Raw genomic sequence first — 20,523 nt, 5'->3', positions numbered from 1 at the left:
GTTGACACCGGGGATCCGCGCCCCAAACCCTGAGCGATCGACTTGGGAGCGCTCTTCGCCGAAGCGGATGCCGGTTCGGCGCGATCGGGAGCGGCTCCGGGGATCCACCGGACAGGGAGCAAGCGCGTGTTCATCGCCATGAACCGATTCAAGGTCGTGAAGGACGCGACGGGGGAGTTCGAGCAGGTCTGGCTCGGGCGCGACAGCCATCTGGGGGAGATGGAGGGCTTCGTGGAGTTCCACCTGCTGCGCGGCCCGGAGGCGGAGGACCACGTTCTGTATGCCTCGCACACGGTCTGGCGCTCGCGCGCCGATTTCGAGGCCTGGACGCGCTCCGAGCAGTTCCGCAAGGCCCATGGCCGCGTCCCCGGCACCCGCCCTCTCTATCTCGGACACCCCCAGTTCGAGGGTTTCGAGACGATCCAGACAGTCGCCCGCAGCGACGCCGCCTGAGCATGCCGGGATGAGCGCGCTCGGTCGATGACCGGGCCGTGGTCTCCCTCATCCTGAAACCGGCTGATCACCTCGGGTAGCCGAGGATCTCCCTCTCCCCGCCGGGCGGGGCGAGGGAATCTGCGGCCGCTCGCGCCGATCAAAGGGAGACCGTTTCAGGCTGTCCGGAGCGCCTTCATCGGCGCCCACGCGATCCCGGGACGCCGCCGGCGGGTCCGCCGCTTGCTCGAACGGAGCCGGGATACGGGGCGGATGCGAGATCCGTCCCGGCCCGGGACAGTTTCGAGCCTTCGCGGATCATGGCCCTTCAGATGCTACAAGGTCGCCTTCCCGAATCGTACCAGGCTGCGGCCGGGCGGTCGCGCCGCCGCGTCTGGTCGGCGCTGCTGCCGCAGCGCGGGCGGGCGGTGCTGCGCGTCGGCATCTCCCTCGGGGTGGCGCTCGCCGACCTCGCCGCCATCTTCGGCACGGCCCTGCCGATCGAGCTCGGCTACCACGCCGTCGCCTATCACAGCGCGCTCTCCCCGGCGGACCTGCAATCCTGGCGGATGGCAGGCCTGCTCGCCCTGGTCGTGCTGATGACCAACGCGCTGCGCGGCGAGTACACCTTCGAGAGCCTGCTCGCCGCCAAGCGCCGCTTCCAGCCGACCGCCAGCCTCTGGCTCGCGGCCTGGGGGGCGCTCCTCGTCGTCAGCTTCGCCACCAAGACGACCACCGACCTGTCCCGCGCCGTCACCGTCCTCGTCTTCGCACTGGGCCTGCCGGCCCTGCTCGTCGCGCGGGCGGCGGCGGTGTCGGTGGTGCGCTGGCACGTGCGCCCGGCCTTGCCCTCGGCCAGCCGCGTCCACCTCGTCGGCTTCGAGGAGGACATCGCCCGCTTCTACGCCAACAACGAGGCCGACGCCCTCGGCATCCGGGTGGTCGGCACGAGCTACCTGCGCCGCGTCCCCCACGATGCGGGGGGGGAGGCGCGCCACGCGCAGATGGCGGAGGATCTCGACCTCGCCGTCTCCGTGGTCCGCTTCCTGCGGCCGGACGACGTGTTCATCCTGATCCCCTGGGCCGACACCGCCGAGGTCGAGCGCTGCATCGACGCCTTCCTGCGCGTGCCGGCCGCGCTGCACCTGCGCCCCGGCACCGTGCTCGACCGCTTCCCCGAGATGTCGGTCGCCCGCGTGGGCCGGCTCTCGGGCATCAATATCGGCCGGCGCCCGCTGAACCTCGCCGAGATCGTGCTGAAACGCGTGTTCGACCTCGCCGCCGCCTCGGTCGCCCTGGTGCTGCTCGCCCCGCTCTTCGCGGTGCTCGCCGTGCTGATCAAGCTCGACAGCCCGGGGCCGGCCCTGTTCCGGCAGAAGCGCTACGGCTTCAACCAGGAGCCGTTCGCCGTCTACAAGTTCCGCAGCATGCGGACGGAGGAGAACGCGGCCTTCCGGCAGGCCACCCGGAACGATTCGCGCATCACCCGCATCGGCGCCTTCCTGCGCAAGACCAATCTCGACGAGCTGCCCCAGCTCCTCAACGTGATGAAGGGCGAGATGTCCCTGGTCGGCCCCCGCCCGCACGCGCTCGCCCATGACCGCAGCTTCGAGCGGCGCATCGCCCTCTACGCCCGCCGCCACAACGTACGCCCCGGCATCACCGGCTGGGCCCAGGTGAACGGCCTGCGCGGCGAGACGCTCACCGACCTCGACATGGAGCGGCGCGTCGCACACGACCTGCACTACATCGACAATTGGTCGATCTGGTTCGACATCCAGATCATCGTCCGGACGGTGTTCTCCCGCCGCGCCTACCGGAACGCGTTCTGAGCATTCTTTGGTGCGGCAGGCCCGGTTCCCGGGCCTGCCGCGACTCGCCGCACGGGCGGCGGCGCGCGGTCGCGCTTGCGCTGCCGCGACCGATCCGGTCGTTCGAGGCCGCTCAGGACGCCAGGCCCGTATCGCCCTGCGCACGGCCGCGGCAGGCGCCGCACTCGCCCTCGACCTCCAGGATCCGGCTCGCGGGCCGGAAGCCCGCGCGGGCCAGCGCCCGGTGGAGGCCGGCCTCGACCTCGGGCGCGGTGGTCTCGTCGATGCTCCCGCAGGAGCGGCAGATCAGGAAGACCAGCCCCTCGCCCACCCCGTGCTCGTGCGCGCAGGAGACGAAGGCGTTGCGGCTGGCGATGCGGTGGACGAGGCCGAGCTCGGTCAAGAAGTCGAGGGCGCGGTAGACCGAGACCGCGGCCACGCGCCGCCCGGGCAGGCTCAGCCGCTCGGCGATGTCGTAGGCGCCGAGCGGGCCGTGGGCGGCCGCCACGGTCTCCAGCACGTCCCGGCGCAGCCGCGTGAACTGCAGGTCGCGCTCCCGGCACAGGCGCTCGGCGCGGGCGAGCATGTCGGTGCAGGTCCCGCACGCCGCCCCGTGGCCGTGACCGTGCTCATGGCCATGATCGTGGCCATGATCGTGCCCGTGCCGCGCGGGGCCGTCCTCCTGCATGCCCGTCTCCCGGAACAAGCGAGCCGGCGGCCCGGATTGAACCCGCCGGCTGTTACAGTGTATCAGGCCCGACTATATAGGTGGCCCCGGATCGGGCGGCAAACCGCGGGGCGGCCCGCATTCCGACGATGCGGGACGACGGTCCCCGAACTTCCCAAAGCCCCTCCCGAAGACGCCATCCCGTGTCCCGAACCGACCCGCACGCGGCCGAGCGCCGCCCCTCCCTGTTCCGCAGCGGGCTCGCCTTACGCCTCGTCCTGGCGGCGGGGCTCGCCGCGCCGCTCTGGCTCGCCATCCTGTGGGCGACGGCGTGAGCCCGCTTCAGGTCACCCCCGGCGCCGTGCGCCTCGCCGGACTGACGCTCGGCTACGATCGCCATCCGGCCGTGCACCATCTCGACGGCACGATCCCGCCGGGCGACCTCCTCGCCCTGGTCGGGCCGAACGGGGCCGGCAAGTCGACCCTGCTCAAGGGCCTCGTCGGCGAGATCCCCTGCCTCGACGGGCAGATCCTGCGCGGCGTGCCGCGCGAGGCCCTCGCCTACCTGCCGCAGGCGGACGAGATCGACCGCAGCTTCCCCCTCTCCGTGCTCGACCTCGCCGGGATGGGCCTGTGGCACAGCTCCGGCCCCTGGCGCAGCCTGCGCGGCGAGCGCGCCCGCATCCTCGACGCGCTGCGGGCGGTCGGCCTCTCGGGGTTCGAGGAGCGCCAAATCGGGACGCTCTCCGGCGGGCAGTTCCAGCGGGCCCTGTTCGCCCGGCTGATCCTGCAGGACGCCGCGGTAATCCTCCTCGACGAGCCCTTCACCGGCATCGACGCGCGCACCGTTGAGGACCTGCTCGGCCTGATCGGCCACTGGCACCGACAGGGGCGCACCGTGGTGGCCGCGCTCCACGACCTCGCGCAGGTGCGGGCGCATTTCCCCTCGACGCTGCTCATCGCCCGCGAGCCGGTGGCCTGGGGGCCGACCGCCGCGGTGCTGACGCCGGAGAACCTCGACCGCGCCGCCCGCCTGTCGGAGGCCTGGGACGAGGACGCGGCGGTCTGCGCGCGGGACCACGCCCACGGCTCCGCGGCCCCGGACCCGGCGCACGACCATGCCCACGGCTCGGCGCAGGACGGCGCCGCGCATGATCACGGGCACGACCACGCACACACGCATGGCGGCCACCGCCACGCCCACCACCACCGGCACGGGGACGCCGCGTGACCGACTGGCTCGCCCCCCTCCTCGATCCCTTCGCCTTCGGCTTCATGCGCCGGGCCCTCGTCGGCTGCCTCGCGCTCTCGCTCTCGGCCCCGCCGATCGGCGTCTTCCTGATGCTGCGGCGGATGAGCCTGATGAGCGAGGCCATGAGCCACGCCATCCTGCCCGGCGCTGCGGCGGGCTTCCTGGTGGCGGGGCTGTCGCTGCCCGCGATGACGCTCGGCGGCCTGGTCGCCGGCCTCGTCGTCGCCCTGCTCGCCGGCCTCGTCACGCGCACCACGGCTTTGCGCGAGGATGCGAGCCTCGCCGCCTTCTACCTGATCTCGCTGGCGGCCGGCGTGCTGCTGGTGTCGCTGCGCGGCTCGCAGATCGATCTCCTGCACATCCTGTTCGGCACGGTGCTGGCGCTCGACGACGGGGCACTCCTGCTCCTCGGCGCCATCAGCACGCTGACCCTGTTCGCGCTCGCCGTGCTCTACCGGCCGCTGGTGATGGAGTGCGTCGATCCGCTCTTCCTGCGCACGGTCAGCCGGGCCGGCGGCCGCGCCCACTACGCCTTCCTCGGCCTCGTGGTGGTCAACCTCGTCGCGGGCTTCCAGGCGCTCGGCACCTTGCTCGCCGTGGGGCTGATGCTGCTCCCCGCCATCACCGCCCGGTTCTGGGCGCGCGGCCTCGGCGGCCTCATCGCGAGCGCGATGCTGATCGGGGTGATGGCGAGCGTCGGCGGCCTCGTCCTGTCCTACCATCTCGGCCTGCCGAGCGGCCCGGCCATCGTGCTGGTGGCGGGCCTCCTCTACCTCGTCTCGATGCTCGCCGGCCCGCAGGGCGGCCTGCTCCGCCGCCTCGTGCGCACGCGGCATCTCGAGGCCTGATCCGGTCTTCGCTTGTTTCAAGCGGAGACCGGATCCGGCATCCCGTAGGGATCGATCGGATCCGGTCTGATCAGAACTTTCCGGCGCCTCGGATCATATGCATCCGAGCGGGTGTCCGGAGAGCGTGATGGTGCGGTCGAGCCTGTACCGGGTGACGAAGGGGACGCTGCGCCTCCTCTCGCGGCCGGTGCGGCGGGCGCAGGGGCGGGGCGGCCTCGTGCTCGAGCCCTATCGCGGCTACGGCTCCTGCGAGGCGATCTTCCTGATCGGCCGGGTCTTCCGGCAGCGCCATGCCGACCACGAGACCGACCGGGACAGCCTCGCCGACCTCTGGCGGGACATGCGGCGGCGCATCGCGCGGCGCACCGTGCCGGGGGCCGCCGTCACCGCCACCTTCTGCGGCACCGCGCAGCGGGTCGCGACCGACCGGGACGGCTATTTCCGCATCCATCTGGAGCCGCGCCACCCGCCCGAGGGGGCGGGCCCCTGGCACGGCGTCGACCTCGTGCTCGATGCCGACCCGCCCGTCGCGGCGCGGGCCGAGGTGTTCGTCCCGCCGCGGCGGGCGCGCTGCGCCGTGATCAGCGACATCGACGACACGGTGATGCACACCGGCGTCGCCAACAAGCTCGTGATGCTGTGGCGCCTCTTCGTGGAGGATGCCGAGAGCCGGGTCGCCTTCCCCGGCGTCGCCACCCTCTACCGGGCCCTGCACGAGGGCGGCACCGGGGCGGAGGGCAACCCGATGCTCTACGTCTCGCGCGCGCCCTGGGGCCTCTACGAGGTGCTGGGCGAGTTCTTCCGCCGGCACGCGATTCCCGAGGGGCCGATCCTGTTCCTGCGCGAATGGGGCCTGTCCTGGACGCACCCGCTGCCGCGGCGGGCCGAGGACCACAAGCGGGTGCTCATCGCCCACATGCTGGAGCTCTACCGCGACCTGCCGATCGTGCTGATCGGCGACAGCGGCCAGCACGATCCGGAGGTCTATGCGCGGGTGGTGGCCGAGCATCCGGGACGTGTCCGGGCGATCTACATCCGCAACGTCTCGGCGGATGCGGGCCGCATCGCCGAGATCGAGCGCATCGCGGAAAGCGTGACGCGGGCGGGTGCCAGCTTCGTGCTCGCCGCCGACAGCGTCGCCATGGCCGAGCACGCGGCCCGGCTCGGCCTGATCGCGCCGGCGGCGGTGGAGGCCGTGGCGGGCGAGCGCGCCGCCGCCCCGCCCGAGCCCGCGATCGGCCCGCTCCAGGCGGTGCTGCGCCCGTCCGAGCCGCCGCCCACCCTGGTGGCCGAGCCGGAGGCGGGCAAGCGGGTGTGAGGCCCGCTCAGCTCCAGGCGTGGAAGGGCGGGGCGACCCCGTTCAGCGCGTGGTTGCCGACGATGGCGTATTTCCAGCGCACCGGATCGTGCAGGGTGTGGGTGCGGGCGTTGCGCCAGTGCCGGTCGAGATTGTGCTCGGCGAGGGTCGAGCGGGTGCCGGCGAGTTCGAACAGCTTGTTGGTGCTAGCGAGCGCGGCCTCCGTCGTCAGCACCTTGGCCTCCGCCGTGGCGAGCTGGGCCGCGGCGACGCTTGCGGCGTCGGGCGCCGCCACCGCCGCGTCGATGGCGCGGCCCGCCCGCTCCAGCAGCGCCTCGGCGGCGTGCAGGCGGATGGTGAGGTCGCCCACCGCCTGGATCGTGTAGGGATCGTCGGAGGCGCGGTCCTGCCCGCTGTCGATCCAGGGCCGCGACTTCGTGCGCACGAAGTCGATCGTGTCGTCGAGGGCCGCCCGCGCGATGCCGGCATCGACCGCGGCCTGGATGATCTGGAAGATCGCTCCGTCCGCACTCGGGCGCTCGTAGCCCTTCCAGGCCGGCACGAGATGGGTCTTCGGAACGCGCACATCCGCGATCAGCACCGTGCCGCTCGCGGTGCCGCGCTGGCCGAAGCTCGACCAGTCGTCGATCACCGAGAGGCCGGGCGCGTCGCGCTCGGCGATGGCGTACCAGGCGCGCCCCGCGCCATCCGTCGCCACGATCGGCACGAGATGAGCGAGCAGCGCCCCCGTGGCGTAGAATTTCTGCCCGCGCACCACGACGTGGTCGCCGTCCGCCGTGAAGCGCGTCTCGAAATCGGCCGCCCGCTTGGTGCCGCGCTCGGAGAAGGCGTTGCCGAAGCGGGTGCCGCGCAGGACCTCGCCGAACAGGAGCGTCTTCTGCTCGGGCGACGACACCGTGTCGATCGCCGCGACGATGCCGAGATGGTTCTGCGCGATCTGCCCGATCGACGGGTCCGCGGCCGAGACGATGGCGATCACCTTCGCCAGCGTCGCGTAGGAGACGCCGGGGCCGCCATGGGCCTTCGGCACGTTGATCGACCAGAGCCCGCTCTGCGAGAAGGCATCGAGCTCCGCGGCCGGGCGCGCGCCGCTGCGGTCGCGCCCGGAGGCGCCGATGCGGAAGGCCTCGGCCAGCGCCTCCGCCACGCGGATCGCCTCGGCATCGTCGCGGATGATATGGGCGGGCTCGCTCGGTCGCGGCGGCCCCGGAACGGGCTGCGGCACGGGCTGTGGCTCGCCGGCGAGCGTGCCGGCATTCACGGCGATGTTCATGGATCGGGCTCCCGGGAAGATCTGACGATCGCGGCGCCTCAGCGAGGGGCGCGGGTCCCCGCTCCCGTTCGGGAGCGGGGGTCTGTCGCGGTTCCGCGCTCCGTCAGGCGGCCTCGGCCCGCCGCTCGCGGGCGGCTTCGAGGGCGCGGACGCGCGGGATCACCGCCGCGCCGAAATATTTCACCTCCTCCTGGAAGTGCAGGAAGCCGAGCAGCGCGAGATCCACACCGACATCCTTCAGCGCCACGATGCGCTCGGCGATCTGGTCGGGCGTTCCGATGAGGTTCGTCTTGAAGCCGTCGTTGTACTGGACGAGATCCTCGAAGCTCGACTTCGCCCAGTTGCCCTCCCCCTCGGGCGAGGCCTTGCCGGCGTTCTTCACCTCGTGGCCGAAGGCCTTCACCGCGTCCGGGTCGGCCTGGTCGATGATCTGCTGGAGCACCGCCCGGGCCTCCTCCTCCGTGTCGCGGGCGATGACGAAGGCGTTGACGCCGACCTTCACGGAATGGCCGTTCTCGCGGGCCTTGGCCCGGATGTCGTCGACCTGGGCCCGGATGTTCTCCGGCGTGTTGCCGTTGGTGAAGTACCAGTCGGAGACGCGCGCGGCCATGTCCCGCGCCGCCCGGGAGGAGCCGCCCTGGAAGATCTCGGGCAGGGCGTCCGCCGGCTTCGGCTTCAGGGTGTAGTTCGTGTAGCGGTAGAAATCGCCGCGGAAGTTGAAATTGTCCTGCGTCCAGATCCCGCGCAGGGAGCGGATGAACTCCTCCGAGCGGCGGTAGCGCTCGTCGTGGTCGAGCCAGGGCTCGCCGATCGCCCGGAACTCGCCCGAGAACCAGCCCGAGACGATGTTCACCGCGATCCGCCCCTCGGTGAGCTGCGAGATCGTCGCCACCTGCTTGGCGGCAAGCGTCGGGTTCCAGGGCCCCGGCAGGATCGCGGCGATCACCTTGATCCGCGAGGTCGCCGCCAGCAGCGCGTGGCTGAAGGCCACCGATTCATGCTGGTACTCGGCGCCGTAGCCCGCGGTGAAGCGGATCTGCGTCAGCGCGTAGTCGAAGCCCGCCTCCTCCGCGATCTGCGCGAGGCGGCGGTTATAGGCCGCGTCCCAGCTCGTGCGCTGCTCGATCTTGCTGATGACGAGGCCGCCCGAGACGTTGGGCACCCAGTAGGCGAAGCGGATGGGCTCGGGCGCGGTCGTGGCGACGGCCATGGCGGGACTCCTCCGGGATCGTTTTGGGGTTTCGATGCGGCGGGCACCGGCAGGGGCGGCCCGAATCCGTCGAGGCAAGTATTCCGAAGGCCAGCCCGCCCGTCAAAGGAAGAGGAACATCTTCTTCTACCGACTCCGGCAAGATCGTTCCCCCGCGGATGTGGCGGCGCGGCAAAACTCTCCCCACGGCGCTGTCCGGGCGGCCCGGCGGCAGATGATTCTGCCCCGCAGGACAGCATTCGCGGCGCGCGTTCCGTAAATCGAACGCGTGCACCGCGTCGCGCTCCGGCAGAAGAGGCCGTCGCAGCGGCCTGATCGGTCATTCGCAGAGATCTTCTCCTCCCGCCCCGCGGGAAGGACACGATCATCTCTGCGGTCGAGTCCTTTTATAAGAACGTTTCATTGACCGCGCGCGGCCTCTCCCGCAGCCTTTAGCCATCGAGACCGCGTCGCGGCGATGACCTGCGCGGTCCGCCTCCTCGCGCCAACAACCGGAACGGACACGCGATGACACGACCGAGACTCGTCGCCTTCAGCGCCAACCTGCAGCGCCCCTCCAAGACCCGGGTCCTGGTCGAGGCGGTGGCGGAGGCGGCGGCGGCGCGCGCGCCCCTCGACCTGCGCCTCTACGACCTCGTCGATGTCGGCACCGGCCTCGGCGCCGCCTGGAGCCGGGACGCGCTGCCGCTGCCCGCCCGCCGGGTGATCGAGGCGATCGAGGAGGCCGACGCGCTGATCGTCGGCTCGCCGGTCTACAAGGGCAGCTATACCGGCCTGTTCAAGCACCTGTTCGACCTGATCCCGCCGACGGCGCTCGCCAACAAGCCCGTGGCGATCGCGGCGACCGGGGGCGGCCCCCGCCACGCCCTGGTGGTGGAGCATGCGTTCCGCCCGCTCTTCGGCTTCTTCAACGCGCTGCAGGTGCCGACCACCGTCTACGGCTCGGATTCCGACTTCACCGACTACGCGGTGAGCGATGCCGCCCTGCGCGAGCGCGCCGCCCAGGCCGGCGCCGAGCTCGCGGCGCTCGCCACCCGCGGGAGCCTGCCCGGCATCCGCCACGAGCCGACGGCGCGCGTCGCGGCGGGCTCGCGGTGACGGGCAGGTTCCACCGGCGCGCGCTCCTCGCGGGCGCCCTCGCCGCGGGCCTGCCCTTCGGCCTCGCGGCGATCCGGCCGGCCCGCGCCGCCGAGCCGGGCGTCCTGCGCATCGGCTACCAGAAGAACGGCATCCTGGTCATCGCCAAGCAGCAGGGCGTGATCGAGGCGCGGCTGAAGGCCCTCGGCCACACCGTGAAATGGGTGGAGTTCTCACTCGGACCGCCGCTCCTCGAGGCGCTCGGCCTCGGCGGGATCGATCTCGGCCAGACCGGCGACGCGCCGCCGGTCTTCGCCCAGGCCGCGGGCGCCAGCCTCGTCTACGCCGCCGCCCAGGAAGGGGCCGGCACGGGCTCGGGCATCCTGCTGCCCAAGGGCTCGCCGATCCGGACCATCGCCGAGCTCAAGGGCAAGCGCGTCGCCTTCGCCAAGGGGACGAGCGCGCACAACCTCCTGGTGGCGACCCTGGAGAAGGCCGGGCTCACCTACGGCGACATCGATCCGGTGATCCTGGCGCCCGCCGACGCGGCCGCCGCCTTCGCCCGCGGCAGCTTCGACGCCTGGTCGATCTGGGATCCCTACCTCGCCATCGCGGAAGGCGGCGAGGGCGTGCGGGTCCTCAGCTCGGCCACCGACATCGCGCGCCCGAACACCTTCTTCCTGGCCCATCGCGGCTTCGCGGAGGCGCGGCCCGAGGTGCTCGCCGCCGCCCTCGACGTGCTCGACGGCGTCGCGCGCTGGGCCGAGGCCAACCGCGGCGAGGTCGCGGCGATCCTCTCGAAGGGCACCGGCGTGCCGCTCGCCGCGACGCGCCGCGCCGTCGACCGCGCCAATTACCGGATCGGTCCGCTGACGCCGCAGGTGATCGCCGAGCAGCAGAGCGTCGCCGACCGCTTCCACGCCCTCAAGCTCATCCCGAAGCCCATCCGCATCGCCGATGCGGTCTGGGCGGCTCCCGCACGCAACGGCTGACGATCGATGACGACCCGCTTGCCCTCTCGCGCCGCCGCGCGCGCCGCCTCCGCCCCCACGAGCCGCCGCACCCTGCTCGCCGCGGGCCTCGGCCTCGCGACCTGGCTCGGCACCAGGCCCGTGCGGGCGGCCCCGAAGACGCTGCGCATCGGCTACCAGAAATACGGCACCCTGGTGCTCCTGAAGAGCCGCGGCAGCCTGGAGAAGGCGCTCGCCGGCCAGGGCGTCGCGGTGACGTGGTCGGAATTCCCCTCCGGGCCGCCGCTGCTCGAGGCGCTGAATGCGGGCGCCATCGATTTCGGCTCGGCCGGCGAGGCGCCGCCGATCTTCGCCCAGGCCGCGAGCCCCGAGCTGCGCTACGTCGCGGCCGAGCCGCCCGCGCCCCGGGGCGAGGCGATCCTGGTGCCGAAGGACAGCCCGATCCGCACCGTGGCGGATCTGAGGGGCAAGACGATCGCGCTCAACAAGGGCTCGAACGTGCACGCCCTGCTGCTGCGGGCCCTCGAGAAGGCGGGCGTGCCCTACGAGGCCGTCACCACCGCCTTCCTGGCCCCCGCCGACGCCAACGCCGCCTTCCTGCGCGGCTCGGTCGATGCCTGGGTGATCTGGGACCCCTACCAAGCCGCCGCCGAGCGGGCGACGGGCGCGCGCACGCTCACCACCGCCGAGGGCCTGGCCCCGAACCGGCAGTTCTACCTCGCGAGCCGCACCCTCACCGAGACCGCACCCGGCCTCGTCGTCGCGGTCCTCGACGCGATCGCCGGCATCGACGCCTGGGCGAAGGACAACACGGCAGCGGTGGCGGCCGAGCTCGCCCCCTCGGTCGGCATCCCCGCTCCCGTCCTCGCGGTGGCGCTGGAGCGGCAATCCTACGGCGTCGCGCCCCTCGACGCCGAGGCGGTGGCCGAGCAGCAGCGCATCGCCGACAGCTTCCACGCCCTCAAGCTCATCCCGAGGCCCATCCGCGTCTCCGACGCGGTCTGGACGCCTCCCGCACGCAACGGCTGAACCGCGATCGCACATCCCCTTCTCGACCAGGTGAACCGGCGCCTCACCCCCTGGCTGCTGCCGGTGGCGCTGCTCGCCGGCTGGCAGGCCGCGGTCACCGCCGGGCTCGTCTCCAACCGCTTCATGCCAGCGCCCCTCGACGTGGCGCGGGCCGGCCTCGCCGCGGCCAGCACCGGCGAGCTCTGGACCAATCTCGGGGTGAGCGCGCTGCGGGCGCTGGCGGGCTTCGCCATCGGCGGCGGCATCGGCTTCACGCTCGGCCTCGCCAACGGGCTCTCGCGGATCTCCGAGCGGCTCACCGACACCAGCGTGCAGATGATCCGCAACATCCCGCACCTCTCGCTGATCCCGCTGGTGATCCTGTGGTTCGGCATCGGCGAGGAGGCGAAGCTCTTCCTCGTGGCGCTCGGCGTGTTCTTCCCGATCTACGCCAACACGCTGCACGGCATCCGCTCGGTCGATCCCGGCCTCGTCGAGATGGGCCGCGTCTACGGCATGTCGCGCTTCGAGCTGTTCCGCCGCGTGGTTCTGCCGGGCGCCCTGCCCTCGATCTTCGTCGGCCTCCGCTACGGCCTCGGCATCATGTGGCTGACCCTGATCGTCGCCGAGACGATCTCGGCCTCATCCGGCCTCGGCTACATGGCCATGCAGGCGCGCGAGTTCATGCTGGTCGACGTCGTGGTGCTGGCGATCCTGATCTACGCGCTGCTGGGCAAGCTTGCCGACGCCCTGACGCGCCAGCTCGAGCGCGTCACCCTCTCCTGGAACCCCGCCTACAGGACCGCGTGACGATGCTGCTCGACGCCCTCCGCCCCGATCTCCCGGGACTCGACCGCGCCCGGCACGCGGATGCCGATAGCAAATCCGAGCCCGTGCGGGACCGTGCCGGGGCCGCCACCCGCCCGAAGGGCGCGGCGCGCGGCATCGCCGTCACCGTGCGCGACCTGCGCAAGGATTTCGACGGCCACAGCGTGATCGACGGGCTCGACCTGCACATCCCGGCGGGCCAGTTCACCGCGGTGGTCGGGCGCTCGGGCTGCGGCAAGAGCACCCTGCTGCGGCTCATCCTCGGCCTGGAGACGCCGTCGGGCGGACGCATCGGGCTGGAGGCGCCGGAGGCTGCCAGCCGGCGGAACGCGCCCTCGAAGCGCATCATGTTCCAGGACCCGCGCCTGCTGCCCTGGGCGCGCGTCGTCGACAACGTCGCGGTAGGCCTGACCGGCCTCGGCTCGCGGGCCGAGCGGCGGGACCGCGCCCTGGCGGCCCTCGCCGAGGTGGGCCTCGCCGACAAGGCCGGGCAATGGCCGGCGACGCTCTCGGGCGGCCAGCGCCAGCGTGTGGCGCTGGCCCGCGCCCTCGTCAGCGGCCCGGGGCTCCTCGCCCTCGACGAGCCGCTCGGCGCGCTCGATGCGCTGACCCGCATCGGCATGCAGGGGCTGATCGAGCGGATCTGGCAGCAGCAGGGCTTCACCGCGCTCCTCGTCACCCACGACGTGGCGGAGGCGGTGGCGCTCGCCGACCGCATCCTCGTGGTCGATCACGGCCGCGTCGCCCTCGACGTGCGGGTCGACGTGCCCCGGCCGCGCCGCCGCGGCGACCCCGACCTCGCGGCCCTCGAAGGCCGCATCCTCGAACACCTGCTCGGCGAGCAGACCGCCTGAGCCTCGGAGCCGATCCATGACCCAACAGACCGACGGGCGCACCGACGTCCTCTGGTTCCTGCCGACCCACGGCGACGGCCGCTATCTCGGCGCCGCGGAGGGCGCGCGGGCCGTCTCCCTCGACTATCTCCGCCAGATCGCCCAAGCCTCGGACGATCTCGGCTATTACGGCGTGCTGCTGCCGACCGGGCGCTCCTGCGAGGATTCCTGGATCGTCGCCTCGGCGCTGGCACCCCTGACCAAGCGCCTGCGCTTCCTCGTCGCCGTGCGCCCCGGCCTGATGGAGCCCTCGGCCGCCGCCCGCATGGCCTCGACCCTCGACCGGATCTCCGGCGGGCGCCTCCTCATCAACGTGGTCACCGGGGGCGACCCCGTCGAGCTGCGCGGCGACGGCGTCTTCCTCGACCACGACGCGCGCTACGCCGTCACCGACGAGTTCCTGACGATCTGGCGCGGCCTGCTCGCCGGCGACACGGTGAGCTACGAGGGGGCCCATCTGCGCGCCGAGAACGGCCGCCTGATCTTCCCGCCGGTGCAGTCGCCCTACCCGCCGCTCTATTTCGGCGGCTCCTCGCCCGCGGGGATCGCGGTCGCGGCCGAGCATTGCGACGTCTACCTCACCTGGGGCGAGCCGCCGGCCGGCGTCGCCGAGAAGATCGCCCTCGCCCGGGAGGCGGCCGAGAAGAAGGGCAAGACCTTCTCCTACGGCATCCGCCTGCACGTCATCGTGCGCGAGACCGAATCCGAGGCCTGGGAGGCGGCCGAGCGCCTGATCTCGCGCCTCGACGACGCCACCATCGCCCAGGCCCAGGCGACCCTGAAGCGCCAGGACTCGGTCGGCCAGAACCGGATGATGGCGCTGCATGGCGGACGCCGCGACAAGCTCGTCGTCTCGCCGAACCTCTGGGCCGGGGTCGGCCTGGTGCGCGGCGGCGCGGGCACCGCCCTCGTCGGCTCGGCGGATCAGGTCGCCGACCGGATGAAGGAGTATATCGACCTCGGCATCGACCGCTTCATCCTCTCCGGCTACCCGCACCTGGAGGAGGCCTACCGCTTCGCCGAGCTCGTCTTCCCGAAGCTGCCCTTGCGCGCCACCACCGGCAACGGCGACGCGCCTACCGCCCGCAACAACGGCCCCTTCGGCGAGGTCATCGCCAACGACATCGTGCCGACCCGGCGCGTCGTGGCGCATTGAGGCTCTCCGCCGAAGTGGAGGTCGGATCGGCGAACGGGCCGGTCCGTCCGCGGATTCCCCCTCTCCTCCCCGCAAGGGGGAGGGGACGCCCCGGGGCAACCGATCCGATCGATCGGGAAGCCGGTCAGTAGAGCTTCTCCGGCATGTTGTCCGCGTCCTCGATCACCAGCAGCTCAGTCTTCGACCGGCTGTCGGCGACGGCGGACTTGAAGTCGACCAGCTTGTCGGAGAACCACGCACGGTCGTTCCCCGGCCCGGTGCAGCCGCCGTTCTTCACGACCCTGTCGCCGCGCAGCACGGCCAGTCCGGCGGGCCGCACGCAATCGCCGCCGAGGCATTCGGTCAGCAGGTAGCGGAACGGGCCGCGATCGAACCAGACCTGCCGGATCAGGGCGCGCGGGCTGGCCGGGGCGACGGTGCCCTTGAAGCGGTTTCCGTTGCCGCTCTCGGCCGCATAGCTGATCTCGATGCGCGCCCTGGTGCCGTAGCGGTAGGTGATCCGCTCGATCGTCTCCTGCTTCAGCGTGGCGCAGAGCGACGCCACCCGGCCGCCGAGCGCGCACGAGAACAGGACGTCCTCGTCGCCCTGGCAGAGGGAGCCCGCCGCACCGCCTTCCGCGGCGGAAGCGGCCGCGGCGGACAAAAGGAGCAGGGCCGCGGCGGCGAGGATCGTCCTACCCGAAGGCGCTGTAGGCCGCCTTGAAGTGCTCGCAGCGCGCCTTGTAGCTCTTGGTGGCGCTGTTGATGACACGCGTGATCCGGTCGACGTCATCATCGGCATGGCCCTTGTCCGCCAGAAGATGAAGCTTGTGCTGCGTCCAATAGCAGACCGCCGACCGCAGGCTGTAGGGGAACTCGCAGACCAGATCCGGCTTGGCCACGAAGCTGATGTAGTGCGCGGTGTTTCCGGACTCCTCGACATACAGCACCGCGTATTGCCGCGTGATCTGCGCGTAGTTTCCCCGCCCCGTGACCTGGATCAGGCCCCGGCCCCGGAAGGTCCAGCCATCCTCGCTCTCGATGCTGCCGTTGCCGTTCCGCCCGGCATAGGCCTTGTTGGCGATCTCCTCCTGATCGGCGGCGCGGGTGATCCGGCGCGTCTTGGGATCGCGCTCGTAGCCGTCCTCGACGGCCTCGTCCTTGTGGATCTTGTAGTAGTGGAACAGCTTCAGCCCCTCGGGACTGTAGGACAGGTTCTCGACCGTCGCCTCGAGCCCCGGCCCGCTTTCCTCCCGGAGCTGCGCGAAGAAATGGGCCCGCCGCAACCGGCTGTCGAGCTTGTAGCGCGGCAGGTCCCTGTTGAGGTCGCGCGCCACCCGGTCGAGATAATCGTCGGCCGCCCTGGGGAAGATCTGCTTGAGCTGCTTCTGCGTGATCGCGTCCTTCGCGGCCGGATGCTGCGCGGCGTGGCTCGCCACGGCATGATGCTGCGCGGCCTGGGCCGGCAGCCTGGCATGGAAGGCGCTCGGCGCGCCGAAGCCCTCGAACCCGGCGAAGGGGCGCGTGCCGTCCTGCAGCTTGAGGTAGTACGCGACGAGCTGGTGGTCCGACAGGAGATCGACCCGCAGGGCATCGGCGCAGGCGAGGCGGATCCTGCGCATGAGGTCGGGGTCGCAGATCGCGAATCGGAGCGCCTGATCCGTCGCCGCGACGGCCTGCGCGCGGCTCCCCTGGCCGAGCCGGGACGCGATCTCAGGCCTTCTCATGCGGCGCCTCCCCTGCCGTACCGGCTCCACCGCGCGACGGCATCCAGCGGGATCCTAGAGCCGTTCCCGATCGCGTTGCAATCGAGATCGGCTCTAAGTCTTTGTTTTGACGCGCTCTCTTTCGTCGAACCGGTGTCCACTTCGGCGGAGCGCGCTCTAGAGCCGCCTCCGATCGCGTTGCAATCGGGCAGCTCCGGTGCGGCGTCCGGGCCCGGCCTCGTCCCGAGTCCTGGAATCCGCGTCCGCCCCGCGGTCGAGGGGCGCGGGCCCCGGCGGCAGGGCGACCTCGCGGAATTTCGGGCGGACGCGCACGGCGAAGGCCGGAGCGGCCTCTTGCGTGGGCGGCGGGCGCTCCGGCTCGTCGGCCACGCCCGCCTCAGCTCGAGAACGAGCCGAAGCCCTCGAAACTGTCGGCGGAGATCCGGATCTCCGGCGCGGCCTCGTCCCGGGACGGCGCCTCGTTCGTGTCCGGCTCGTCCTGCGCCACCTCGCGCGGCGCCTCGGCCGGGACGACCGGCCAGATCGGACGATCCTCAAGGACGGGCTTCGGCATCGCATCCCTCCATCCAGGCATCGCAAACAGCGACGCTTGGTGTATGGCATGCCAAAACTTTTTCAAGAGGGCGGGACGGCCCTCTACGACCAATGTGCCTCGATCCCGCCCCTTGGCCGGGACAAGGCGCCCGGCGGACGACCGCCGCCGTGCAGTCGCACGGGCTGACGGCGATGAGCGCCTTCATCGCCGTCTGGTCTCATGCGCCCCGCGCGGTCAGGGCCGGGCGGCGAGGAAGGCGAGCACGCCCTCGCGGTGCTCCCGGGCGCCGACCGCCGTGCTGTGGTCGCGGCCCGGGATCTCGAGGGCGCGGGCGTTCGGCATCAGGGCGGCGAGCTGCGGGCCGGACCCCGCCACCGTGTCGAGGGTGCCGACCGTGACGAGGACCGGCAGCTCGATCTGGGCGATCTCGCCCCGCGACAGGGTCTGGCGCGAGCCGCGCATGCAGGCGGCGAGCGCGCGCAGGTCGCTGCGGGTCTGCTCGGCGAAGGTGCGGAAAGCGGCCGCCGTCGGGTTGGGCGCGGGCGTTCCGGCGGGCGCCTCCAGGGCCTCGGCGATGCCGGCGGGCAGGCCGCGGCCCTCGACGAGATGCATGCCGAGCCCGCCGATCAACGCCGAGCGCAGGCGGTCGCGGTGGTCGAGGGCGAGGTGGGCGGTGATGCGGCCGCCCATCGAGTAGCCCATCACGTCGGCCCGCGCGATGCCGAGATGGTCGAGGAGGCGCACCGCGTCGCCCGCCATCGCTTCCGAGCTGTAGAGGGCGGGGTCGTAGAGCTTCTCGCTCTCGCCGTGGCCGCGGTTGTCGAGGGCGATCACCCGGTAGCCGGCCTGGGCCAGGGTGCGGACCCAGAGCGTGTTGACCCAGTTCACCGCGTGGTTCGAGGCGAAACCGTGGATGAGCAGGATCGGATCGCCCGAGCCGCCCTGGGGGGCGACGTCGATATAGGCGATCCGCACGCCGTCCGAATCGAAGCTCTGCATCCTGGCCGCGTCTCCTCGCTCCCACCCTCCGCTTAGACCGCGCAAGCACCGCCAAGCAATGGCGAGCCATGCCGCCGAGCATGCCGCCGGGCAATGCCCGCGCTTGCAGGCGGCGGGTCCGGCTGTCATCACGCGGCCCGCAATGACAGATGTTCCGCCCTACGGCACCTTCGCCCCCGCCGGCCTCGTCGCGGCGATCACCCGGCGCACCGGCAGCATCCCGGCCGAATCCTGGCACGGGCGCCGCCTCGCCCTGTTCCTGCGCCGCCTCGGCATCTCGCTCCTGCGCGGCCGGCCCCTCGACGTGGAGCGCTACGGCGCCCGCATGCGGCTCCACCCCTACAACAACAACTGCGAGAAGAAGGTACTCTTCACCCCGCAGTTCTTCGATCCCATCGAGCGCGCGATCCTGAAGGAGCGGCTTGCGCCCGGCTGCACCTTCATCGATATCGGCGCGAATATCGGCGCCTATTCCCTGTTCGTGGCGGCCTTCGCCGGGCCCTCCGCCCGCATCGTCGCGGTGGAGCCGCAGCCCGACGTGTTCGACCGGCTGAGCTACAACATCGCCCTCAACCCGTTCCACACGGTGAAGGCGGTGGCCTGCGCGGTGGCCGACAAGGCGGGCGAGCTGACCCTGTTCGTGGACCCGCGCAACCGCGGCGAATCGAGCCTGAAGATCGTGGGCACCAACGAGGGCGCGCAGATCCGGGTGCCGGCGGTGACGCTGCTCGATCTCGTGCGCAGCGAGGGCCTGACCCGCATCGACGCGGTCAAGCTCGACGTGGAGGGCGCCGAGGACCTGATCCTGGAGCCCTTCTTCCGCGAGGCGCCCGAGAGCCTGCGGCCCGGCCTGATCCTGGTGGAGAACGGCGTCGACCAGTGGCAGCTCGACCTGCCGAAGCTGCTGGAGAGCCACGGCTACCGCGAGCGCACCCGCACCCGGCTGAACCTCATCTTCGAGCGGGCCTGAGCCGATATCAGGGCGGCGTGACCACCGGGATTTCCTGCGCGATCCGCACGCCCCCGGGGCCGACCGCGCAGCGATAGGCATGCGCCTCGACGCCGCGGGCGCGGGCCTCGCGGAAGGCGGCGTCGAAGGCCGGATCGAGGTCGCGGGCGACGTCGAAGGCGTCCGCGTCCATCTGCACCACCACGATCACCACGGCCCGCCCGCCCGCCTCCACCACCGCGGCGAGCTCGCGCATGTGGCGGGCGCTGCGGGCGGCGACGCAGTCCGGGAACTCGGCGAGGCGAGGCTGCCGCATCAGGTGGCAGTTCTTCACCTCCACGTGGCAGGGCGGCAGGCCGGGGCCGCTGGCCAGGAAGTCGACCCGGCTCGCCGCGCCGTAGCGCACCTCGGGCCGCAGCGCGTCATAGCCGGAGAGCGGCGCCAGGATGCCGCCGCGGAAGGCCTCGGCCACGAGGGCGTTCGGCCGCAGCGTGTTGATGCCGACCCATTGCGGGCCGCCGGGCAGCGCGGCCTCCACCAGCTCCCAGGAATGGCGCAGCTTGCGCGCCGGGTTGTCCGAGACGGAGAGCAGCACGCGGGCGCCGGGCGCGGCGAGCCCGAGCATCGCGCCGGGATTGGCGCAATGGGCCGTGATCTCGGAGCCGTCGGGCAGGGCGATGTCGGCGAGGAAGCGCTTGTAGCGCCGCAGCAGGCGGCCCTCGACCAGGGGATGTGGAAACTCCATGGCTCCCGGCTTACGGAGAGAGCGGCGCCCGCGGAAGGCGTGGCGCCGCATCGGCCCCGCGCTATCTGCGCCCGAGCACCTCCGGACAGGCCCCGCATGAGCACCGACACGACCGCCGACGTCACCGCCGCCATCCTCGTCATCGGCGACGAGATCCTGTCCGGGCGGACCAAGGACAAGAACATCGGCACCATCGCCGACTACCTCACCGCCATCGGCATCGGCTTGCGCGAGGTGCGCATCGTGCCGGACGTGGAGGCGGCGATCGTCGAGGCGGTGAACAGCTTGCGCGCCCGCCACACCTACCTGTTCACCACCGGCGGCATCGGCCCGACCCACGACGACATCACGGCCGATTGCGTGGCCAAGGCCTTCGGCGTCGGCATCGACGTGGACCCGCGCGCCAAGGCCATGCTGCTGGAGCGGCACAAGCCCGAGGATCTCAACGCGGCGCGGCTGCGCATGGCCCGCATCCCGGACGGGGCGGCGCTGATCCCCAACCCGATCTCGAAGGCGCCGGGCTTCCACATCGGCAACGTCTTCGTCATGGCGGGCGTGCCCGCGATCATGCAGGCGATGCTCGACCAGATCGGCCCCGGCCTCGCCCGCGGCGCGCCGATCCTGTCCGAGACGATCCTCGCCCGGAACCTGCCAGAGGGCACCTACGCCACCCCGCTCGCGGAGATCGCGAAGCGCCATCCCGCCCTCTCGATCGGCTCCTACCCCTCGATGACGCAATCGGGCTTCGAGAACCGCATCGTGGTCCGCGGCCAGGACGCGGCGGCCCTCGCCGGCGCCCGGGCCGAGATCGAGGCGCTGGTCGCCGAACTCTCCGCCTGAGGTCC

Annotated in this window: 22 protein-coding genes; 14 read left to right on the top strand and 8 right to left on the bottom strand. The window is 72.1% G+C overall.

Annotation, left to right across the window (positions count from 1 at the left end):
- Positions 1–126: 126 nt before the first annotated feature.
- Together hmuQ and MTDSW087_RS07325 are read left to right on the top strand one after the other, a co-directional pair.
- Positions 127–453, top strand: a complete 327-nt coding sequence (gene hmuQ, locus MTDSW087_RS07330) for a heme-degrading protein HmuQ (RefSeq protein WP_144762290.1) — start codon at positions 127–129, stop codon at positions 451–453.
- Positions 454–764: 311 nt separating this feature from the next.
- Entirely contained in the window at positions 765–2,264 is a 1,500-nt protein-coding gene (locus MTDSW087_RS07325; RefSeq protein WP_144762287.1) for an undecaprenyl-phosphate glucose phosphotransferase, read from the top strand.
- Positions 2,265–2,376: 112 nt separating this feature from the next.
- Here the strand turns inward: MTDSW087_RS07325 and MTDSW087_RS07320 are convergent, their stop codons facing one another.
- Positions 2,377–2,931 (bottom strand): Fur family transcriptional regulator, encoded by a 555-nt coding sequence (locus MTDSW087_RS07320; protein ID WP_144762284.1) that lies wholly within the window; start codon positions 2,929–2,931, stop codon positions 2,377–2,379.
- A gap of 182 nt (positions 2,932–3,113) precedes the next feature.
- Between MTDSW087_RS07320 and MTDSW087_RS31200 the strand changes: the two genes are divergently transcribed.
- The 4 genes from MTDSW087_RS31200 (at position 3,114) to MTDSW087_RS07305 (ending at position 6,328) form a co-directional block, all read left to right on the top strand.
- Positions 3,114–3,245 (top strand): hypothetical protein, encoded by a 132-nt coding sequence (locus MTDSW087_RS31200; RefSeq protein ID WP_280525256.1) that lies wholly within the window; start codon positions 3,114–3,116, stop codon positions 3,243–3,245.
- Positions 3,242–4,141, top strand: coding sequence for a metal ABC transporter ATP-binding protein (locus tag MTDSW087_RS07315; protein ID WP_238178939.1), 900 nt, complete (start codon positions 3,242–3,244; stop codon positions 4,139–4,141). The genes MTDSW087_RS31200 and MTDSW087_RS07315 overlap by 4 nt, the downstream gene beginning before the upstream one ends.
- Positions 4,142–4,185: 44 nt before the next feature.
- Positions 4,186–5,010 (top strand): metal ABC transporter permease, encoded by an 825-nt coding sequence (locus MTDSW087_RS07310; protein ID WP_144762643.1) that lies wholly within the window; start codon positions 4,186–4,188, stop codon positions 5,008–5,010.
- 127 nt (positions 5,011–5,137) lie between these two features.
- On the top strand, positions 5,138–6,328 hold the full coding sequence (locus MTDSW087_RS07305) for an App1 family protein phosphatidate phosphatase (protein ID WP_144762279.1): 1,191 nt from the start codon (positions 5,138–5,140) through the stop codon (positions 6,326–6,328).
- Positions 6,329–6,335: 7 nt separating this feature from the next.
- On the opposite strand, the gene MTDSW087_RS07300 is transcribed toward MTDSW087_RS07305, so the two are convergent.
- The gene (locus MTDSW087_RS07300) at positions 6,336–7,601 is read right to left on the bottom strand and encodes an SfnB family sulfur acquisition oxidoreductase (protein ID WP_144762276.1); all 1,266 of its coding nucleotides are present in this window, start codon (positions 7,599–7,601) and stop codon (positions 6,336–6,338) included.
- 103 nt (positions 7,602–7,704) lie between these two features.
- On the bottom strand, positions 7,705–8,811 hold the full coding sequence (sfnG, locus tag MTDSW087_RS07295) for a dimethylsulfone monooxygenase SfnG (protein ID WP_144762273.1): 1,107 nt from the start codon (positions 8,809–8,811) through the stop codon (positions 7,705–7,707).
- A 507-nt stretch (positions 8,812–9,318) separates the two neighbouring features.
- Here sfnG and msuE point away from each other — a divergent pair.
- From msuE to ssuD, 6 genes are read left to right on the top strand one after another with little or no spacing between them, the layout of a single operon-like run.
- Positions 9,319–9,909 carry an FMN reductase gene (gene msuE / locus MTDSW087_RS07290; protein ID WP_144762270.1) on the top strand — a complete coding sequence of 197 codons (591 nt, stop codon included), beginning with the start codon at positions 9,319–9,321 and terminating at the stop codon, positions 9,907–9,909.
- A complete protein-coding gene (locus MTDSW087_RS07285) occupies positions 9,906–10,880 on the top strand; it encodes an aliphatic sulfonate ABC transporter substrate-binding protein (RefSeq protein ID WP_186383768.1) in 975 nt (324 codons plus the stop codon). The genes msuE and MTDSW087_RS07285 overlap by 4 nt, the downstream gene beginning before the upstream one ends.
- A 6-nt stretch (positions 10,881–10,886) precedes the next feature.
- The gene (locus MTDSW087_RS07280; protein ID WP_144762267.1) at positions 10,887–11,888 is read left to right on the top strand and encodes a sulfonate ABC transporter substrate-binding protein; all 1,002 of its coding nucleotides are present in this window, start codon (positions 10,887–10,889) and stop codon (positions 11,886–11,888) included.
- 30 nt (positions 11,889–11,918) lie between these two features.
- Positions 11,919–12,677, top strand: coding sequence for an aliphatic sulfonate ABC transporter permease SsuC (ssuC, locus tag MTDSW087_RS07275; protein ID WP_238178937.1), 759 nt, complete (start codon positions 11,919–11,921; stop codon positions 12,675–12,677).
- A 2-nt stretch (positions 12,678–12,679) separates the two neighbouring features.
- Complete coding sequence (locus tag MTDSW087_RS07270) at positions 12,680–13,549, top strand: ATP-binding cassette domain-containing protein (protein WP_144762262.1); 870 nt, start codon at positions 12,680–12,682, stop codon at positions 13,547–13,549.
- A gap of 16 nt (positions 13,550–13,565) precedes the next feature.
- Positions 13,566–14,744 (top strand): FMNH2-dependent alkanesulfonate monooxygenase, encoded by a 1,179-nt coding sequence (ssuD, locus tag MTDSW087_RS07265; protein WP_144762259.1) that lies wholly within the window; start codon positions 13,566–13,568, stop codon positions 14,742–14,744.
- A gap of 124 nt (positions 14,745–14,868) precedes the next feature.
- On the opposite strand, the gene MTDSW087_RS07260 is transcribed toward ssuD, so the two are convergent.
- From MTDSW087_RS07260 to MTDSW087_RS07250, 4 genes are all read right to left on the bottom strand, one after another.
- On the bottom strand, positions 14,869–15,387 hold the full coding sequence (locus MTDSW087_RS07260) for a hypothetical protein (RefSeq protein WP_144762257.1): 519 nt from the start codon (positions 15,385–15,387) through the stop codon (positions 14,869–14,871).
- A gap of 31 nt (positions 15,388–15,418) precedes the next feature.
- Positions 15,419–16,450 carry a glycoside hydrolase family 19 protein gene (locus MTDSW087_RS07255; RefSeq protein ID WP_144762254.1) on the bottom strand — a complete coding sequence of 344 codons (1,032 nt, stop codon included), beginning with the start codon at positions 16,448–16,450 and terminating at the stop codon, positions 15,419–15,421.
- 376 nt (positions 16,451–16,826) lie between these two features.
- Positions 16,827–17,003: a hypothetical protein gene (locus MTDSW087_RS30040; protein WP_186383767.1), complete on the bottom strand. Its 177-nt coding sequence runs from the start codon at positions 17,001–17,003 to the stop codon at positions 16,827–16,829.
- Positions 17,004–17,219: 216 nt separating this feature from the next.
- Positions 17,220–17,984 carry an alpha/beta fold hydrolase gene (locus MTDSW087_RS07250; protein WP_144762251.1) on the bottom strand — a complete coding sequence of 255 codons (765 nt, stop codon included), beginning with the start codon at positions 17,982–17,984 and terminating at the stop codon, positions 17,220–17,222.
- 142 nt (positions 17,985–18,126) lie between these two features.
- On the opposite strand from MTDSW087_RS07250, the gene MTDSW087_RS07245 reads away from it, so the two are divergent.
- Positions 18,127–18,954: an FkbM family methyltransferase gene (locus MTDSW087_RS07245; RefSeq protein ID WP_144762248.1), complete on the top strand. Its 828-nt coding sequence runs from the start codon at positions 18,127–18,129 to the stop codon at positions 18,952–18,954.
- A gap of 7 nt (positions 18,955–18,961) precedes the next feature.
- On the opposite strand, the gene sfsA is transcribed toward MTDSW087_RS07245, so the two are convergent.
- Positions 18,962–19,678, bottom strand: coding sequence for a DNA/RNA nuclease SfsA (gene sfsA, locus MTDSW087_RS07240; RefSeq protein WP_144762245.1), 717 nt, complete (start codon positions 19,676–19,678; stop codon positions 18,962–18,964).
- A 96-nt stretch (positions 19,679–19,774) separates the two neighbouring features.
- Between sfsA and MTDSW087_RS07235 the strand changes: the two genes are divergently transcribed.
- Positions 19,775–20,518: a competence/damage-inducible protein A gene (locus tag MTDSW087_RS07235; protein ID WP_144762242.1), complete on the top strand. Its 744-nt coding sequence runs from the start codon at positions 19,775–19,777 to the stop codon at positions 20,516–20,518.
- Positions 20,519–20,523: the final 5 nt, after the last annotated feature.

This window comes from Methylobacterium dankookense (assembly GCF_902141855.1).
Taxonomy (GTDB): Bacteria; Pseudomonadota; Alphaproteobacteria; order Rhizobiales; family Beijerinckiaceae; genus Methylobacterium; species Methylobacterium dankookense.
Note: the sequence above shows the minus strand (reverse complement) of the source record. Positions and strands in the feature narration are given on the sequence as shown.

Bases quoted from the DNA above. Each gene is read 5' to 3' on its own strand.
- MTDSW087_RS07325 (WP_144762287.1), top strand. From the start codon at position 765: ATGCTACAAGGTCGCCTTCCCGAATCGTACCAGGCTGCGGCCGGGCGG.
- MTDSW087_RS07320 (WP_144762284.1), bottom strand. From the start codon at position 2,931: ATGCAGGAGGACGGCCCCGCGCGGCACGGGCACGATCATGGCCACGAT.
- MTDSW087_RS07310 (WP_144762643.1), top strand. From the start codon at position 4,186: ATGCGCCGGGCCCTCGTCGGCTGCCTCGCGCTCTCGCTCTCGGCCCCG.
- MTDSW087_RS07305 (WP_144762279.1), top strand. From the start codon at position 5,138: ATGGTGCGGTCGAGCCTGTACCGGGTGACGAAGGGGACGCTGCGCCTC.
- MTDSW087_RS07300 (WP_144762276.1), bottom strand. From the start codon at position 7,601: ATGAACATCGCCGTGAATGCCGGCACGCTCGCCGGCGAGCCACAGCCC.
- sfnG (WP_144762273.1), bottom strand. From the start codon at position 8,811: ATGGCCGTCGCCACGACCGCGCCCGAGCCCATCCGCTTCGCCTACTGG.
- msuE (WP_144762270.1), top strand. From the start codon at position 9,319: ATGACACGACCGAGACTCGTCGCCTTCAGCGCCAACCTGCAGCGCCCC.
- MTDSW087_RS07280 (WP_144762267.1), top strand. From the start codon at position 10,887: ATGACGACCCGCTTGCCCTCTCGCGCCGCCGCGCGCGCCGCCTCCGCC.
- MTDSW087_RS07270 (WP_144762262.1), top strand. From the start codon at position 12,680: ATGCTGCTCGACGCCCTCCGCCCCGATCTCCCGGGACTCGACCGCGCC.
- ssuD (WP_144762259.1), top strand. From the start codon at position 13,566: ATGACCCAACAGACCGACGGGCGCACCGACGTCCTCTGGTTCCTGCCG.
- MTDSW087_RS07255 (WP_144762254.1), bottom strand. From the start codon at position 16,450: ATGAGAAGGCCTGAGATCGCGTCCCGGCTCGGCCAGGGGAGCCGCGCG.
- MTDSW087_RS30040 (WP_186383767.1), bottom strand. From the start codon at position 17,003: ATGCCGAAGCCCGTCCTTGAGGATCGTCCGATCTGGCCGGTCGTCCCG.
- MTDSW087_RS07250 (WP_144762251.1), bottom strand. From the start codon at position 17,984: ATGCAGAGCTTCGATTCGGACGGCGTGCGGATCGCCTATATCGACGTC.
- MTDSW087_RS07245 (WP_144762248.1), top strand. From the start codon at position 18,127: ATGACAGATGTTCCGCCCTACGGCACCTTCGCCCCCGCCGGCCTCGTC.
- sfsA (WP_144762245.1), bottom strand. From the start codon at position 19,678: ATGGAGTTTCCACATCCCCTGGTCGAGGGCCGCCTGCTGCGGCGCTAC.
- MTDSW087_RS07235 (WP_144762242.1), top strand. From the start codon at position 19,775: ATGAGCACCGACACGACCGCCGACGTCACCGCCGCCATCCTCGTCATC.